Source organism: Aquirufa sp. Wall-65K1, assembly GCF_054558475.1.
Genome location: NZ_JBPXKD010000003.1, coordinates 23,257 through 41,095, shown reverse-complemented (window position 1 = coordinate 41,095; position 17,839 = coordinate 23,257). Strand labels below are relative to the sequence as shown.

The following is a 17,839-nucleotide window of genomic DNA, read 5'->3' as shown; positions in this document are numbered from 1 at the left end:
GTTTAATTTTGAACAATATGGGATTCATTTAAACGCATAAATACATTGGAAAATTTAAAAATATCAACAGCTCAATTTGAAAATAAAAATGGCGATAAAGATTATAATTTATCCGTCATTGAAAAACTAGCGAAAAAAGCCGCTGAGGAGGGTTCGGAAGTGATTGCCTTTCATGAATGTTCCGTCACAGGTTATACTTTTGCTCGCCACCTTTCCAAAGAACAAATGCTGGAAGTGGCGGAAACCATTCCAGATGGAAAAAGCATCATCAAATTGACAGAAATAGCGGCGAAATATAACATCGTTATTTTGGCAGGACTATTTGAAAAAGATGCGCAGGACCATTTATACAAAGCCTATGTTTGTGTGGACAAAAATGGCTTAGTGGCCAAGTATAGAAAATTACACCCTTTTATCAATCCACATCTAACCCCGGGTAATGCGTATTGTGTGTTTGAAATTAAAGGCTGGAAATGTGGTATTTTGATTTGTTATGACAATAATATCATTGAAAATGTACGAGCCACCAAGTTATTAGGTGCCGATATTATTTTTATGCCGCATGTGACCATGTGTACCCCATCTACCCGCCCGGGTGCAGGCTTTGTGGACCCTAAATTATGGGAAAACCGAGAGGCGGATCCAACTTCTTTACGTTTGGAATTTGATGGCATGAAAGGCCGAGATTGGTTGATGAAATGGCTTCCTTCCCGAGCCTACGATAATGCCATTTATGCCATATTTTCTAATCCCATAGGTATGGATGATGACCAATTAAAAAATGGTTGTTCCATGATCATTGACCCCTTTGGTGACATCATAGCTGAATGCCGTACTTTCGATGACAGTTTCGTCACAGCCACCCTGATCCCAGATAAACTCAGCCTAGCCGGCGGCCACCGCTACCTGAAGGCCCGTCGTCCAGACTTATACAAAAACATCCTGAGTCAAGATCATACACCTGAGCAGAAAGTGGTATGGTTGGAGGGGAAATAAATCTTATTAAATATGAACCATAAATGACTAGAAGCTACTACGCAAATTCTATTTCAGACTTCATATCGGAAGATAGAGACAAAATACTTGGACAACTAATCAGGAACCACCATTTTACTGTTGAACCTTTACAAAGAAACTCCTGGATTAAGCAAATTGATATTCTCAAATCTCTTTTAAGAACGTTTGAAAAAGGTAAAATCTATTTTGAATTTTCAATTCCCAGAATGGGCAAACGAGTAGATAATATTCTAATCATTCAGGATTTCATTTTTATTCTTGAATTTAAAGTTGGCGAGATGCAATACCCCAAACATGCTATCGAACAAACTGTTGACTATTGTCTAGACTTACAAAACTTTCATGAAGGTAGTCATCATGAAAAAATCGTTCCAATCTTAGTTTCTACAAAAGCTCCAGATTTTAAAAATATCTTCGAAATAAATGAGAATTTATTTGAACCACTTAAAGCCAATCAACACAATATTAATGAAATTATAAATCAAACGCTTTTATTGAGTAATAGCCAAGAAATTAATCCAAGCAATTGGGAAAGTTCTATTTACAAACCAACACCTACTATCATTGAAGCATCCCAAGCACTTTATAGAGGGCATACCGTTTCAGAAATTTCTAGAAGTGATGCAGGTGCAATAAACCTTTCTAGAACTACGGAGTGCATCAATCGAATTATTGAAAATTCAAAAACTCAAAATAAAAAATCAATTTGCTTTTTAACAGGTGTTCCTGGTGCAGGTAAAACCTTGGCTGGCCTTAATATCGCCAACGAAAGAAGGAAAGCACATAAGGATGAAAACGCTGTATTTCTTTCTGGAAATGGGCCTTTGGTATATGTATTGAGAGAGGCCTTGGTCAGAGATGAAGTCCAACAGGCTAAGGAAAAAGGTCTTAAACTAACCAAGAAAAATTCAGCGATTAAAGCCAATGCATTTATTCAAAATATCCATCATTTCCGTGACGACAATTTGATTTCGAACCAAGCCCCAGATGAAAAGGTTGTCATTTTTGATGAAGCTCAAAGAGCTTGGACAAAAGAGAAAGCTGGTTCTTTTATGCGATCAAAAGGAAAAGACTTCCAAATGTCTGAACCAGAGTTTTTAATAGATGTGATGAATAGGCATGAAAATTATTGTACCATCATTTGTTTGATAGGTGGAGGACAAGAAATCAATACTGGAGAAGCAGGGCTTTCTGAATGGGTTATTGCTTTAAAAAACCACTATCCAAATTGGGAAATTTATTATTCCAATTTAATTACCTCAGATAATGATTATCTGGATGACAAACATTTAATGGAATGGTTAAAAGAAAATTGTAATTCTGAAAAGGATCTTCACTTAGCTGTTTCCATACGGTCCTTCCGCTCAGAAAAAATATCCAGTTTTGTCCATGAAGTAATTAATGGAAATCACACCTTTGCTAATTCCATTTTAAACGAAATTAATAACGTATTTCCAATTCGCATAACTCGAGATATTAATGTGGCAAAAGATTGGCTACGAAAAAACAAAAAGGGAAGTGAACGCATAGGGATTGTTGGGAGTTCAGGAGGTAGAAGATTAAGGCCTATTGGTATTGATGTTAAAAATGAAATAACAGCAGAAGATTGGTTTTTGAATGATTCCTCAGATGTTCGTTCATCACATTATTTAGAATTGGTTGCCACTGAATTTGATATACAAGGATTGGAAATTGACTATGTCTGCCTAGCTTGGGATATCAATTTTTATTACAATAATGGTCAATGGAATTATCAATCTTTTGAAGGAACAAAATGGAAATTGATAAATAATGAAATTGATAAATCTTATTCAAGAAATGCTTATCGAGTTTTAATGACAAGGGCTCGCCAAGGATTAATTATTTTTATACCTTTTGGTGACCCTTTAGACCCAACAAGACCTATTGAACTTTACAACAACACCTATCAATTTTTAAGTTCATGCGGCATCCCTACAATATGAAAATTATTTTGAGGCAAATTAAGTTTTGACACACTCAACATAAAATTCCCCAAGTTCATTTTAAAATTCAACCCGTCATCCTACCATTTCACTAGTTCATCATAAAATTCTCCACGCTTAGTTCATAATTCGACAAAATCAGCGAAAAAAGTATTTAATTCAATTTGAAAAATCGGCTAAAAAGGCAAGAATTCATCAGATTCAATAAATACGAACAACCATGACAAAGGAAGAATTTCTTAAATCCCCTTACTTTAAAATCTTATTTCCGATCCTTGCGATAGCTATGATTATCGCCTTATGGAAAAATGGATTTGAATTTGGACAATGGCTATACCAGATTTCACATTAAGTCCGTTTTTATCAAAATTCGAAGTGCCTGTGACTACCATTTTACCCTAATATGAAACTTGAGCAACCCTTCTTATAAATAATAGAAATTAAACTGTATTTTAGTTCTTCTAAATAAAATCATAGTTATAACTTATTTATTACCAAGCCTTTAGCCATTATGAAAAATAACTATTCCTTGACTTTTAAAATCAATTTCATCCTCTTACTTACCAGTTTGGCATGGAATACAATGGCTCAAGATGGAACTATCTATCCCTTGGAGGCCCCTAAAGAACCCAATGCCATCCCTTTAGGCACAGGATCTGTAAAGGACCAGCCGGCACCAGAAACTTGGTTTCGCCAATGGGGAGATCCCATGGCACGTAACATTTCCAAAGCAACCCTGACACCCTTTTTCCCCGAAAAAGGCAAAGCAAATGGAACGGCAGTTATCGTGGCCCCAGGCGGTGGATACCGTTGGCTTTCTATGGGTAATGAAGGCTGGGAAGTAGCTGAGGCCTTAGCCAAAAAAGGCATCACGGCCTTTGTGTTAAAATACCGCCTTTTCCCAACTGCTGAATCATTGGAAGATTTCAAAGCTTGGATGAACCGCCCTCGTCCTGCTCCAGCAAAATCGGATGACCCCTCAAAACCCACTACTCCAGCGCCACAACAAATGGACCTTAGTAATCAATTGCAAGATGCAGAAGCTGCCTATGCCATGATTGTTAAAAACGCTCAAGAATGGGGCATAGATACCCAACGCATCGGAATGATTGGCTTTTCAGCAGGTGCTGGGTTGACCATGCATGCCACGCTGAATTCCAAGACTATGAAATTAGCCTTTATTGGTCCCATTTACGGGGGAATGGGTCCTGTAAAAGTTCCAGAAAATGCTCCTCCCATGTTCAATGTCATCGCCTCAGATGATTTTCTATTCAATTCCCAGTTCGGTATCATTGATTCCTGGTTTAAAGCCGGCAGACCCGTTGAATTTCATTTATATCAAAACGGGGGGCATGGATTTGGTTTAGGAAATCCGAATAGGACAAGTAACCGCTGGTTTGATGCCTTTATGCACTGGCTAGAGGTTAATAAATTTTTGGTAGCTAAGTAAATCGAAATGATAAGAAAAGAAGTCACAATCATTTCAAGGTAGTGGCAATAAATAAGAAAACCAACATCACTTAAAGAGCGAGATCGTATAATCCAGCAATTCTCTTCCTCCTATTTCTCCATGTCCTGGTATCACTAGCCGAACATCCTGATAGATCTGTTTGATTTTCTCTACGGTTTTAGACCATTCACTGACGTTCGCGTCCCCTAAATATCCCTTCGTAGCATTCACTTCCTTAATCAAACAGCCCCCAAATAATATCTTCTCTTTGGGGAAATATCCTACTACATTATCTCTGGTATGTCCTTCTCCAAAAAATGATGCCATGACAAAGGATTGACCCAGATTCAATTTCAGGGAATCTTTAAATGCATGTTGTGGAAAGGCCGTTTGGTTTGCCTTGGCCAGTTCGATTGTTTTTACATTCCCATAAGAAGGAACATTATTTTCATGAAATGCGGCTAAACCTCCTAAACAATCATCATGAAAATGAGTAGGAATAATGGCGTTTATTCGGCAATGAAGAACATCCCTAATGTATTTGATTAATGCATCCGCACTTTTATTGTTGGTAGGAGTATCAAAGACAATTACTTCATTTGCATCTCTACTGATTAATCCATTACAAGGCACCTTCCCAAAATCATTGGTTTGAAGATATGAAGTATGTAAAAAGCTATTTTCAGAAATTTGAATGATCTGTAAATCCGCCGATTGATATACTATTTTAGGCTTAAAAACTTGACCCTGAACATTGCTTAAAATACAAAAAACCAAAGATGACACTAGAAGTGAAAAAAAAGAATAAGTCCTTAATTTTTGAATAAAACCTGTCATTGAAAAAACCTATAAAATGGTAATTGTTGAAAATTAAGGTACTTAATAAGAAGCCAAAAATACTAGCTCGTTTTCATCTTTTTTTTATGGAAAATCAATGCAAAAACCACAATAAATAAAATTAGGTGCAAAAAACTTATTGAATAATAGGTAAAATAAGACACCTGAACCTGAAGAACAGGTAATTTGGGTACAAATAAACCCGCTCCGGTATTACTGGAAGAAAAAACAAATGATTGGACCATATTCCACCCAAAATGCATCCCCATTGGCGCATATAAGGATTTCGTTTTGAAATAACCTAAAGCATAAATATATCCCGCCGAAAATGTAATGACAAAGATCCAAAACATTTGCATGGGGTTATTAAATACCTCATAGGTAAACCAATGATATATCCCAAAAGCGGTAGAAGAAATTAAAATCGCTTTGGTGCCCCCTAACCTTTTAATCAAAATATAGAATAAAACCCCTCGAAAAATCAGCTCTTCATACATGACTGATTTTATTTGATACCAAATAGCATGGAAGGCTTGCTGGCCAGTCAGAGAACTATTAAAAACCCACATTTCTTGGGCAAATACCATTCTCAAGCCGAATGTAATAGAACTGCACAAACCTGCTAGTAAACAAAAAAGTAAAAAATCCCTGATTTTTGTTTGTGTTGGTTTTAACCCTAATACAGTAAGGTCTTCTTTTTGTAGCCAGCGAATGATGAAATAAGATATGACTAGTTGAATGAATAGTCCAAGCATACCGTTTTTTTCTTGAATATACTTAATCCTATAATTAAACCCATCATCCGACAAGGATTACCCAAGCTTGGGTTCATCCATTCTTTAGATTAAAAATAGAAATTCTTACTAATCTGGTCTTCTTATTTGACCCAGAAAAACAAACAAATATTATTTAAAATAATTCTAAATAGCTTGCATGGTTTAATTTTACAAGCTACATTTGTACTCTATTTATAATTAGTCTAAATAAATTTTGAATGAAATATCTTGCTTTTGTAGCCACATTACTATTTTATGTACCAACTTTTGCCCAAAGTGCTCAAATTTCTGGACAGATAGAATCCGCCTCTCATGAACCCCTTCCCGGGGCATCCATCGTGCTCATAGGAACTGTGCGAGGAGTTCAAAGCAATATGTCTGGGAAATACCTACTAAAAGGCTTAAAAGCCGGCCAATACACCCTTAAGGTAAGTTTTGTGGGCTATAAGCCGAGCGTACAAGAGATAACTTTGGGTGACGGCGAACAAAGGGTCACTAATTTTGTCCTAAATGATGCTGCCGAACTGAATGAGGTTTCTGTCTATGCTCAATCTGGGGTGAAGGGCAATGCATTTTTACCACAGGTAAATGAGTACACCATCACCGCAGGTAAAAAAAATGAAGTCATTGTACTCGACAATCTTCAGGCCAATTTAGCGATGAATAATTCGCGTCAAATCTTCTCCCGTACACCAGGGATTTCCATCTGGGAAAGTGATGGCTCAGGAATTCAACTTGGTGTAGCTTCAAGAGGCCTATCTCCCAACCGGTCCTGGGAATTCAATGTACGCATGGATGGATATGATATTACGCCTGATCCCATGGGCTATCCAGAAGCCTATTATACCCCACCCATGGAGGTAGTTGACCGAATCGAAATCATTCGTGGAGCCAGTTCATTGCAATATGGGCCACAATTTGGTGGACTTATGAATTTCGTATTGCGTAAACCCGATATTTCGACGAAACTCCTTATCGAAAGCCAAAATACCACGGGTAATAATGGGCTTTTCAGTTCCTTCAACTACCTTGGCGGAACCTCGGGTCGACTAAGCTATACCGCGTATTATCAAAAAAGAATCGGAAACGGATGGCGACAAAATTCCTATTTTAATACGGACCATTCCCATGCAGAACTATCTTATGCACTAAGCAATAAGGTGAAAATTGGTGCACAATTGACCTACATGTATACGCAAAGCCAACAGCCTGGCGGATTGACTGATGGGGAATTTGCTAAAAATTCTCAGCAAAGTATGCGGGCAAGAAACTGGTTTAGTAATCCATGGCTAATCTATGCCCTAACGGCGGATTATGTAATCAATACCGATTCCAAAATTTCCATTAAATATTTTGGTACCACCGCCGAAAGAAGCTCAGTGGGGTTCACCAGAGCCATTAATGAAGTAGATCCATTAGGAACACGTCAAGTAGATCAAGATTTTTACCAAACCAATGGACTAGAAATGCGCTATTTGCTTACCTATAACTTGGGCTCATGGAAGAATACCCTGGCGACAGGCCTTCGTTATTTTTCAGGGGAAATTAAACGAAAACAACAGGGCGCAGGAAGTAAAGGGAGCTCCATGGATTTTTCCATACAAGGACCATTTACCCGAGATTTAATATTCCACAATACCAATTATGCTGCTTTCGCTGAAACAATTTTACGACCATCTGATCCCCTACTTATCACATTCGGTGGACGCTTAGAACAAATTGATACACACATGATGGGACAAATAGGCCTGAGCTCATCGGGGTCTGCCATCTCTGCCACACCCACTAGCCGAGGTCGCTCGTTCTTACTTGCAGGAGTTGGAGCCGAATATAAGGTAAGTAAGAGAACTAAGCTTTATAGCAACATCGCTCAAGCATATCGTCCGGTATTGGCTTCCGACTTATTACCCCCAGCTACCACGGATGTCATTGATCCCAATTTAAAAGATGCCAAAGGATTCAATTTTGACCTAGGCTATCGTGGTGAATTGGGCAATTACCTAACTTTTGATGTCGATTACTTTTACCTCGACTATGACAATCGTGTGGGAACAATTTCCCAAATGAATACGGATGGAAAAATCTATCAATATCGGACCAATCTGGGACACTCTGTTTCTAAAGGGATGGAGGCCTATGTCGAATTCAGCCCTACCACGGCCTGGTTAAAACACCAAAAATGGGGAAATATCTCTATGTTCGCCTCCATTGCAGCGATTGACGCTAGATATTTAGACTTTAAGACGACATCCATAGCCAATGGCCAAATTGTAGAAGGAAATTTGGCAGGCAAACAAGTAGAAAATGCCCCGCAAAAAATCAATCGATATGGAATAAGCTATTCAAAAAAAGGCCTATCATTAAGTTGGCAAATCAGCGACATCGGTTCCACATTTGCAGACGCGAGTAATACTTTTAGCCCCAATGCCGCTGCCACTACTGGGTTTATTCCTTCCTACCAAGTACAGGATATTTCAGGGTCCTACAAATTTAAAAAATACGCTCAACTGAAATTTGGGGTAAATAATTTATCAGATGTACGCTATTTTACGCGGCGTTCTGGCGGATACCCTGGTCCTGGTATTTTACCTGCCGACGGCCGTACCTGGTATGTAGGTTTAAATTTGCGATTTATCAATTAAAAATACGCTCCTTTGAAAAATAGTATCATCTAAACCATAAAACCTAGAATCCGACTAATTAAAGTGGATTCTAGGTTTTATTTTAAATAGGATTTATCAGCCTTGAAATCTATTATCTTACTTTTAATACAAGCGGTCCCAATAATCCTGATTCTTTTAATTTTTGTCCCACGCCAAACGTAGGAGTAAAACTTAATACTCTTTGATCATTTGGAAGAGATTTGTCCCCGATAATGCGGTTATCCCACTGGTTCGTTACCTTAATTTCCAAGCTATTTTTACCCTCTCTGATTACATTAGAAAGATCGATTTGATAAGGTAATTTCCAAAGGGTGCCAAGTTCTTTGCCATTTACAATCACCGTGGCGATGTCCTTCACAATACCTAAGTCTAAACAAATTTTTTTACCAATTAACGACTTATCTAGATCAAAATCATTCCTATATATGGCTGTTCCACTGTAATACTTAATACCTTGCTCTGGCCGATTAGACCATGAAACCAACGGGTCCATGATCAAGGATAAAGGATATTTGATATTTTCTGAAAATGAAACCTTCCAAGCTTGACTTATATTTAATATTTCAATAGGCTTATTATCGGATATTTCAACTTCTTTTTGAGTATCTAATTCCTTAAAGACTACAAATACTGACTCTTGGGCTCCTATGTGTAGCTTTACTTGCGTGGTACCATTGGACATTTTATACGAAACAGGTTTTGAAATTCCTTCATCAGAATACCATAATTCTGGCCTTTTTCCTTCAGTCCTAAATTTAAGCAACAAGTCCTCTGGATGATTTCGAACATTTAACACAAAATATATATCTGCGTCAGCGGTTTTTCGGTGAATCCAAGTAAGCTTCGTATCCAGGTTTGGTTTCGTATAAATAACATCCGGTTTTACATTTAATTGGCCCAAAATTCCTATTAGTGGCGCATTATTAAATATTTTCCCTTGGCCATAAGTTGCTTGGTAGATGTATTTCCCATCTGCCGCACCCCATAATTCATTTGCCAAATTCGCAATCAAGATATCAGTTCCTGGGTAATCCATTAAGCTGGGTGACTTTTCTGGTTTTGGACCCACGATTATAGCTCCTTTCTTAACAAGTGAAACTATTTTAGTTAAGATTGGCAAGGTCATTGTTTGCTTTTCTGGCAATACCAGGACCTTATACTTCACCCCACTTGGCAACACCAATTCACCATTTTCTACCTCAAAACGCATTAAAATTTCTGCATTCACATAATCATAATCAAAGCCCTCAGGAACATCATTTTTCAATTTTTCCCAATAAGGGACCACCGCAGGTATGTCCTCACCTAAATAATAGGCAATATCGGCAACCGAGCGGCCTTGTTGTAACATGTACTGATTTCTCGTGATATAATCCACAAAAGGTTTTGCCTGCTCAGCCCATGTGATGTTTCGGTGAAAATGGGTTCCCACCATCACGTTACCTGGTTTAGTATCTAAAGGCTGATGTGCCGAAGTGTGAAAAACAATTTGATTAATTCCCTGTGTCATCCAATAATCCCCTATAAATTTCATGTCAGCTGGTGCTTCATAACCACCTCCAGTCCACGCCTCAGCCGCTACTACTTTTTTACCATATACATGAGCGGCAGATGCTGCTTCTCGAATGTCAGATTGATGTGCATTTAGGCGTTCATTAGCTCCACCATAGGCTTTTTGAGTTTCTAAATCCGCTGGGGTAGTCCAATTACGATCACTTCCTAAACCGCGACCCATCCCGAATTCTCCCATGGGGATATCGACTGCATTTTTAGTCCGAAGTGCATCCTGAATAATGGGCATTGAAATACCAGCCACCTCTCCATAGGTTAAAATTCCCTCCTTGTGCGCAAAATTGGTAATGGCCGCATAATGGTTATCAACTAACAGTTCTGCAAATGTCAACCTAAAATCCCACAAAAATCGATCGCTAACTTCGGCACTTCCTACAATTTTCCCTGCAAATGCCGGTAAATAGGGCGTTGGATCATAGCCTCTTCGTGACTTAAATTCCGCAAGCATGCTTTCCGTCCAATTCTGTGCATCCGATTCATAACTGTCTATGAGAAAATATTTTAAACTTTTACCAAAATTTTTTCCGACTGCCTCTTTAATAGGTTTTACCCATTGCGTTAAATAAGACTCCAAATGGGTCTTACTTAATTTATCGACTTCATATCCGGTAGCATCTGGCATTGCAGGGCTATTTTTTGCTCCTGTCAAGGAATAACCAAAACGCATGATGGTCCAATTACCAGCTGGTACGGTCCAAGTTAAACTTCCATCTGGTTTCATTTTAGAAGTTAAGTCAAGGACTTCATTGGTTTTTATAACATCGGTTATTGGAACATGAGGTGTTTTAAGCTCTTCAAAGGTAAACATGGGGCCAAAATTAGCCTTATCTTCCCAGCGATTAATCTTTGCCACTGTACTAAAAATGGCCTCTGAAAGATCAAAAGAGGTGGGTGGTGAGGCTGGTTGACGAAAACCTCCAAAATCATCCGGTCCGCCCACTGTTGAATTACCATTGCCCGTCGTAAATACCACTCGATAATATTTTGCTGTAACTTCTGGAAAAGAAATAGTTCGAACAGGTAAAGCACGAATATCATGTTGAGGCCCAGGAAGAGGGAAAAGTGTTTTATAAGTTACCCCGTCTTCACTCGATTGTACATAGCCTGCACGAAGAAAAGTACTTGGATAGGCCGTTGTTCCCAACATAGCAAAAGAAAAGGAACGCGCTTTAAACGGTTTTTCGAATTCATACTGCAAATAAACAGGTTTGTCTTGTTTGGGGACGTTCATGGAAATCTTGGTTGACAAATTATCGTCTAACAAAGGATCTCCTGAAAGCACCTCTCCACGCTCATTGGTAATTTTTGGCTTTGCTTCATTTCCTGAATTGCCTGTTGTTTTGAAGGCAAGGACTTTTTGATCGGCAAAATAAGTGGGGTCAGTTGGGAGCGCAGTTCTTTTGGGTAAATCTCGAATTAAGCCATTGGAGGTAGGTGGTATCGGTAATATCCCATTGAATATTTTTCCTCCTTTGATTTTGGTTTCACTCCAAACCAATTTTTTCATGGCCTCATGGGGCTTTACCCAGGTTCCTCCGGTTTCAGACCACCCAGCAGCTGTAAACATGGTCATATCTAAACCTAAGCGTTCTGCTTCGTCTACAGTATGCTTAATGAGGGCTAACCATTCAGGCGATAAATATTTAACCTTCGATTCGATTGTGTGGCCTCCTCCAATTGAAACGTCAAAAGCTTGAAACCCTCCAATTCCACTCCGTTTCATCCAAGCTAAATCTTTGCTAATTCCTTCTTTGGTAACATTACTCCCTGTCCAGTGCCACCAAACAATCGGCCTATATGAATTAGTCGGATTAATAAATCCTTCTTTTAAATCGCTGGGTTGTTGAGCTTGCAAAAGGTTAGGTAAAAATGCGACGAAAAAACTAACTCTTAATGAGATGCCAGTTATATACTTTATCATTATTTTGTGATTTTTTAAAATATAAAGCTATTGTGCTTCTTCAGCAAATTGACAATAAATGGATATAACAATTTCTGAAATTAAAATCAAATTAGGTGGATTTATGATAAAATCATATTCTAATTTAAATTACTTTCATTGCCACAAATAATCCCCTAATACCTCATATGATGAACCATTTTTTCCTGATTTTACTAACTAAGATTCTGCCTAATATCATTTAAGGCTGGCTTAATTTGTCAACTGATTATCGGTAAAATCAAAAGATCATTTCATTATTGTTTTGATAAAAAACACCCAACTTAGTTATAATAATGCTTTTCATTATCGTACTTCTTCCTCAAAAAAATTAAAGTGGCGTTCGATAATTGAGGGAATTTCCATCAAAAAAGGTCGTGAAGTAACATAATTTAAATACCTCTTTTAATCGCAAGGGCTATTTGACCAGAGTGATATGAATTATGATATAGTATGTGCGAAAATAACCTTGCTGTTGAAACCGTTCCAAAAAAGGGAGTTTCAATTTTTTTTGACCACCCATCGGCTGGCGTACTTTCTATAATCTCCTCTAGCATTTGAAATCCTTTTTCAATTAACTTTCTGCTTTCCTCAAAATCATTACCCTGTCCCTCATCTAGCTTCCCCATGGTCGTATTTTGAACCTCGCTTGGTTTACCAAAAAAATTCCCAAATAGTAGCATTGTCTCAGCAATATGTCTATAAATGAACCCAACAGAAGATGTATTTTCATTTAAAGATTTCGAGACATTATTACCATTTACGAGATTCAATGAAAAACTACAAGAAAGAATATTTTGTGCCAAAAGGTCTTTGAAGATTTCTTTTTCCATTTTCTATAATTCTGATGTTCATGATTGATACAAATAAAAAAGGTTACACGATAAAAGCATAACCTTTTTATATTTATTACTCACGAAGTTGGTGAAATGATGTAGCTATTTCATTGTTACCTAACACAGCTTTATGAAATTTGAGCGGAGGTCAATTATAGATTGTAGCTTTTGCGAACCATCCAAAAGTACCACTTATCTGAAAGCAATTTCCTCAGCATTAACAACATGGGGCCAGGTTTTCCCACCGCATATCTTATTTGATTACTACCATCACCTGCAGCTTGGTAAATCATTTTGGCTACTACTTCTGGACCTTCGGCATCCTTCATTACTTTCTCAGCTGCTTCATTAAATTTTTGAATAAAGTTATCGTACTGATTAGTATCTTTGGGTTTAACAAATTGCCGACTCCTTCCATAAAAATCTGTCACAATAGGACCTGGTTCTATGAGTTTCATTTTAATATTAAACTGAGCCAATTCATAGTGTAAAGATTCTGTAAAACCTTCCACAGCAAATTTGGTAGCGTGGTAAATACTATACAGAGGAAAGGTGATTTTTCCGCCCATACTAGAAATTTGTATGATGGTTCCACCGCCTTGGGGTCTCATCATTTGAATCGCCTCCCTTGTTACTCGCATTAAACCAAACACATTTGTATTAAACTGTTTTTCGATAATTTCATCGGACATGGCCTCAAATGCCCCATCCACACCGTAGCCAGCATTGTTAATGATCACATCAATTTTCCCAAAATCACTTTGAGCATTTGACATGGCCGATTTAATACTTTCGGGTTTGGTAACATCCAAGGCATACAATTTTACATTAGCCAATTTTTGGAAATCTGTTTCCTTTTCTGGATTTCGTTGTGTTGCGATGACATTCCATCCATGTTGGGCAAACTCAAATACCGTTGCCTTGCCTATTCCGCTGGATGTTCCTGTAATCATGACCGTCTTATTCATATTTCGTTTGTTAGATTTTGAACAAAACTATTCGGTAATTTTTAAACCAGCAACATTAGAGTATAGTGTATGGTTGACATTTATTTTTCTAACCTTTATATTTACCTCATGTTAATAAATGAACTATCTAAAAAAACGGGGCTTTCCCCACACACCATCCGCTTTTATGAAAAGTCGGGCTTAATTGAGGGAAAACAAAATGAAGCGGTTAAATCGAATAATTACTTTCACTATGATGAGGTAACAGTAGAAAAATTGGAGTTCATTAGTGATGCTAAATCGGTAGGATTTACGATTAAGGAAATTGGTCAAATGATTGATGCCTGGTATAAGCAAAAATATACCAAGGAACAAAAATTGGAAATACTGGATGATAAACTGATTTCCTTAGAGCAAAAAATGAAAGAAATCAAGGAAATGAAAAAGCAAATCCTTCAGTTTAAAGAGGATGTGGTGAATGATAGGTGCTAAAATGATGAATAAAAAGGATTGAAAACCCGAATACTTGAAGTTATTATTTTTTAAATCAGATGTTAGATTTCACACGACAAAAATTACCCTCATAAAATAGAACATATAACATTTCAAAGACAATATGTGTCGCAAAAAAAAGTAGTTTCATCGATTAACTACAATCCTAGGGAAAGTGTTAGAAAAATTTAACTATAATTTGTCTGACATAACCATAACTAATTAATAATGAAAAAATTAGTCCTTATTGCGACACTTTCAATTATTGTTTTCAGCACTACTGCTCAGCAATCAAATTGGAGCCCCTCCTACCCGAAATTAAATTCTGTAACTCCCCTAACAAAAAATTCTTTTGCCAATCCGAAGGCAGAAGATTTTCCCTGGGTTCGCTGGAATTTTCCACCGGAAACGGCAGAAATGGCTGAATTGGAAAAGCAATTAGTAGAACTAAAAGCAGCAGGAATTGCTGGAGTTGAAATCGGTCAAGGCGGTGAACCTACATTAGCTCAAATCGAGGGCCTCTTAAAAAAAGGCAATGAACTCGGCATCAAAATCAGCTTAAAGTACAAAACGGGTGCACCTATTCCTGGTAATTTTTCAATTAAACACGATTACGCTCGTAAAACACTCTCTGCCTCAGATACGCTTTTGGTGGCGGGGAAGGCCTATGCAGATTCTCTACCCGGCAAAGGTGCTATTTTAGCTGTACACGCCTATCGGGTTAGCCAAATGCCCTCCAAAGGTTCAAAGTTATTAACCATCGATGCCACCACACGCATAAATCTCACTGATCAAATCCTCGCAGGGAAATCCACAGGCTATTTTGGAAAACCCATGTCCGCGTATTTAACTTGGACGGCTCCAGCAGGCGAGGGAACTTGGGCCCTCATCGTCATTCGTATGGCAGGAGTAGATCCCCAGCCGGAGGTATTTAGCAAGGAAGGGACCCAACTGCTCATTCAAGGATATGAGGCCTACTGGACACCAAGCATCAAAGCACTTTTAAAGTTAAACCAGGGTGATATTTTTATCGACTCCCATTCGATTGACGGATTTGGTGCTCCAAGTGACGTTTGGAGTAGTAATATGGCTAGCGATTTTAAAGCACAAGTTGGTTATGACCTCATGCCTCATTTAGTTACGCTGATTGATGCCGGAATTGACCGTGTTTGGGGCCCCCGAGGCGGAGGTATGGACATCAAGCATTATTATACTTATTCCGACAAAAGTGATGTTCGCATCCGAGCAGATTACAATAAAGTTAGAACGAACTTATTCGTTGAAAACCGCATTAAACCGTTTAGCGACTGGGCGCATGGCTACAATTTAGCACTTCGTTTACAACCTGAAGATGTTCCTACAGTAAATACGCCAGACCAGCTGGACGTAACCTATTACCTTGATCGGCCTGAACACGAAACCCTTTCTTCAGGAGATCAAATTGATGTGTATCGCCCGATGGCCTCCGCAAACCACATCAGCGGGAATACTTGGTATTCGAACGAATTAGCTGCTGCACGTTCATTGAATTACGCCCAAACGTTTCAAGATATCTTGGTTCGCCAAAACAAAAACTTTGCCAGTGGACAAAGCAAAGGCGTTTACCACGTATATCCCTATACATTCAACCCTAAGTCGGTATGGCCGGGATACAATACCTTTGGAGAGGGAAATTTCGCGAATAGTTGGGGCCCCCGAAATCCTATTTGGGCAGCAGATGCGCTAATGATCAATACTTGGATGGCACGGAATGAGCAAGTATTAAAACAAGGGCGCGCTAAAATTGACGTGGCTGTCTACATGCAAAACTATTCCTTCCCGGCTCCCTTCGTAGCAGGTGTGGGGAATATTCGTTTTTGGAATGATTTAAGTTTGCAGGAACAGGGATTTACTTGGGATTATTTAAACCCGACGCTGATGAATTTGCCTCAGGTAAGCGTGAGTAATCAACGGCTTTATGAGGCAGGACCTGCATACAAAGCCTTTATTTTAAACGGGCATTTACAAACTGGTTCTGTTTACAATTCAGCTAAAAATACTTTGCCCCTAACCATGGCTGAAAAACTGGTAGATTATGCTAAAAAAGGACTCCCTGTGATTGTTGTAGGGCCTCTACCAAGTCGGACTCCAGGAAATACCCCTGGCGAAGATTCAAAATTACAACAAGTATTGGGCCAGTTGAAAAGCCTTTCCACGGTTCATTCGGTGGCCACAGAAAAGGAGGTTCCTGGTCTTTTGAAATCATTGGGGATTTTACCTAGTGCGGAAACTGAAAAACCTTCTGCGCTTATGAGTATGCGTCGATTTGATCCAACCTCGGGGACGAACTATTATTTCTTGTACAACCAAGGCGATGATCAAATTCCACCATCTGGATATAGCACCGAAGAGCGCTATAAAAACCTCCAAGGAACGCCTGGCAATATTTTTGAAGAACCTAAAACCATGCGAAGCAAAGGGCCTAGTTATGGAACGAAAATAGGAACGGCCTTGGCACAAAAAATAAGTTTAGAAGGAGAGGGTCATCCCTTTATGTTGAATGCCTGGTCAGGTGAAATTAGTCCCATTGCAAAATACCAACGTGTAGGCAATCGCGTAATCATTGACGTACGTTTAGAGGTTGATGAGTCAATGTTAATTGGCCTAAGCACAAATCCTGCTAAATTAGGCCTTAGGGGCCAATCGCTTTTCGTACAGTCGACCACCGCGGATGGAATCCATTCAATGGGCAATGGACAATTCGCCGTACATGCGAGTCAAGCTGGAAAATACACCACAACCCTGAGCAATGGCAAAAAAGTAGTTTCACAAATTCCGGCGGCTTTGCCTATCATGGATTTGACTATGGGAACTTGGAGTTTACAGGTTGAAGACTGGAAACCTGCTAATCCGTACGGAAGTACCGGTGCTGCAAGTGCAGTGACTGACAAGGCAAAGGTTGAGCTAAGCTTGAATGGTTTAAAGGCTTGGCCAGACATTGCGGAATTGAAAAACGCTTCAGGTATAGGAACCTATCGCTATACTTTGGAATTACCGAAAGACTGGACCCCAGGAAAAAATGGGGCTCGGTTGAAACTGGGTCAAGTGGTTGACACCTTCACTTTAAAAGTGAACGGAACGGCCGTTGCCATTGACCAAATCGCTGCGGAGGCAGATCTTGGAAATACCTTGCAAGCGGGGAAAAACACGATTGAAGTACGAGTGGCAACTACTCTAAACAATCGCTTAGTGTCATTGAATAAAGCCGCATCTGACAGGGGAATTATTCAGGAATATGGCTTGGTAGGACCTGTCGTTTTGCATCCATATAATAAAGTTATCATTTCAGGAAAATAAAAACATAGCA

11 protein-coding genes are annotated in these 17,839 nt (G+C 38.8%); 6 read left to right on the top strand and 5 right to left on the bottom strand.

The features are described from left to right. The first annotated feature begins 45 nt into the window (after positions 1-45). From ACST15_RS05460 to ACST15_RS05450, 3 genes are all read left to right on the top strand, one after another. On the top strand, positions 46-996 hold the full coding sequence (locus ACST15_RS05460) for a nitrilase family protein (protein WP_459453680.1): 951 nt from the start codon (positions 46-48) through the stop codon (positions 994-996). 23 nt (positions 997-1,019) lie between these two features. Next, positions 1,020-2,981, top strand: coding sequence for a DUF2075 domain-containing protein (locus tag ACST15_RS05455; protein WP_459453679.1), 1,962 nt, complete (start codon positions 1,020-1,022; stop codon positions 2,979-2,981). 583 nt (positions 2,982-3,564) lie between these two features. Next, positions 3,565-4,431: an alpha/beta hydrolase gene (locus ACST15_RS05450; protein WP_459453998.1), complete on the top strand. Its 867-nt coding sequence runs from the start codon at positions 3,565-3,567 to the stop codon at positions 4,429-4,431. A 66-nt stretch (positions 4,432-4,497) separates the two neighbouring features. Here ACST15_RS05450 and bla read toward each other — a convergent pair whose 3' ends face one another. Both bla and ACST15_RS05440 read right to left on the bottom strand, forming a co-directional pair. Continuing rightward, positions 4,498-5,268 (bottom strand): subclass B1 metallo-beta-lactamase, encoded by a 771-nt coding sequence (bla, locus tag ACST15_RS05445; RefSeq protein WP_459453678.1) that lies wholly within the window; start codon positions 5,266-5,268, stop codon positions 4,498-4,500. A gap of 62 nt (positions 5,269-5,330) precedes the next feature. Further along, positions 5,331-6,023: a CPBP family intramembrane glutamic endopeptidase gene (locus ACST15_RS05440; protein ID WP_459453677.1), complete on the bottom strand. Its 693-nt coding sequence runs from the start codon at positions 6,021-6,023 to the stop codon at positions 5,331-5,333. Positions 6,024-6,262: 239 nt separating this feature from the next. Here ACST15_RS05440 and ACST15_RS05435 point away from each other — a divergent pair, with 239 nt between their 5' ends. After that, positions 6,263-8,686 (top strand): TonB-dependent receptor domain-containing protein, encoded by a 2,424-nt coding sequence (locus tag ACST15_RS05435; RefSeq protein ID WP_459453676.1) that lies wholly within the window; start codon positions 6,263-6,265, stop codon positions 8,684-8,686. Between the two features lie 112 nt (positions 8,687-8,798). On the opposite strand, the gene ACST15_RS05430 is transcribed toward ACST15_RS05435, so the two are convergent. The 3 genes from ACST15_RS05430 to ACST15_RS05420 all read right to left on the bottom strand — a co-directional run bounded on the left by ACST15_RS05430 (position 8,799) and on the right by ACST15_RS05420 (position 14,022). After that, entirely contained in the window at positions 8,799-12,200 is a 3,402-nt protein-coding gene (locus ACST15_RS05430) for a glycosyl hydrolase (protein ID WP_459453675.1), read from the bottom strand. Positions 12,201-12,610: 410 nt separating this feature from the next. After that, positions 12,611-13,051 carry a DinB family protein gene (locus tag ACST15_RS05425; protein ID WP_459453674.1) on the bottom strand — a complete coding sequence of 147 codons (441 nt, stop codon included), beginning with the start codon at positions 13,049-13,051 and terminating at the stop codon, positions 12,611-12,613. A 155-nt stretch (positions 13,052-13,206) separates the two neighbouring features. Further along, positions 13,207-14,022 (bottom strand): SDR family oxidoreductase, encoded by an 816-nt coding sequence (locus ACST15_RS05420; protein WP_459453673.1) that lies wholly within the window; start codon positions 14,020-14,022, stop codon positions 13,207-13,209. Positions 14,023-14,130: 108 nt separating this feature from the next. On the opposite strand from ACST15_RS05420, the gene ACST15_RS05415 reads away from it, so the two are divergent. Both ACST15_RS05415 and ACST15_RS05410 read left to right on the top strand, forming a co-directional pair. Further along, positions 14,131-14,493, top strand: a complete 363-nt coding sequence (locus tag ACST15_RS05415; RefSeq protein ID WP_459453672.1) for a MerR family transcriptional regulator — start codon at positions 14,131-14,133, stop codon at positions 14,491-14,493. A gap of 228 nt (positions 14,494-14,721) precedes the next feature. Next, a complete protein-coding gene (locus ACST15_RS05410; protein WP_459453671.1) occupies positions 14,722-17,829 on the top strand; it encodes a glycosyl hydrolase in 3,108 nt (1,035 codons plus the stop codon). Positions 17,830-17,839: the final 10 nt, after the last annotated feature.

Excerpts from the sequence above, each read along its gene's own strand:
- ACST15_RS05410 (WP_459453671.1), top strand. The coding sequence starts at position 14,722 with ATGAAAAAATTAGTCCTTATTGCGACACTTTCAATTATTGTTTTCAGC.
- ACST15_RS05440 (WP_459453677.1), bottom strand. The coding sequence starts at position 6,023 with ATGCTTGGACTATTCATTCAACTAGTCATATCTTATTTCATCATTCGC.
- ACST15_RS05430 (WP_459453675.1), bottom strand. The coding sequence starts at position 12,200 with ATGATAAAGTATATAACTGGCATCTCATTAAGAGTTAGTTTTTTCGTC.
- ACST15_RS05425 (WP_459453674.1), bottom strand. The coding sequence starts at position 13,051 with ATGGAAAAAGAAATCTTCAAAGACCTTTTGGCACAAAATATTCTTTCT.
- bla (WP_459453678.1), bottom strand. The coding sequence starts at position 5,268 with ATGACAGGTTTTATTCAAAAATTAAGGACTTATTCTTTTTTTTCACTT.
- ACST15_RS05455 (WP_459453679.1), top strand. The coding sequence starts at position 1,020 with ATGACTAGAAGCTACTACGCAAATTCTATTTCAGACTTCATATCGGAA.
- ACST15_RS05435 (WP_459453676.1), top strand. The coding sequence starts at position 6,263 with ATGAAATATCTTGCTTTTGTAGCCACATTACTATTTTATGTACCAACT.
- ACST15_RS05450 (WP_459453998.1), top strand. The coding sequence starts at position 3,565 with ATGGCTCAAGATGGAACTATCTATCCCTTGGAGGCCCCTAAAGAACCC.
- ACST15_RS05415 (WP_459453672.1), top strand. The coding sequence starts at position 14,131 with ATGTTAATAAATGAACTATCTAAAAAAACGGGGCTTTCCCCACACACC.
- ACST15_RS05420 (WP_459453673.1), bottom strand. The coding sequence starts at position 14,022 with ATGAATAAGACGGTCATGATTACAGGAACATCCAGCGGAATAGGCAAG.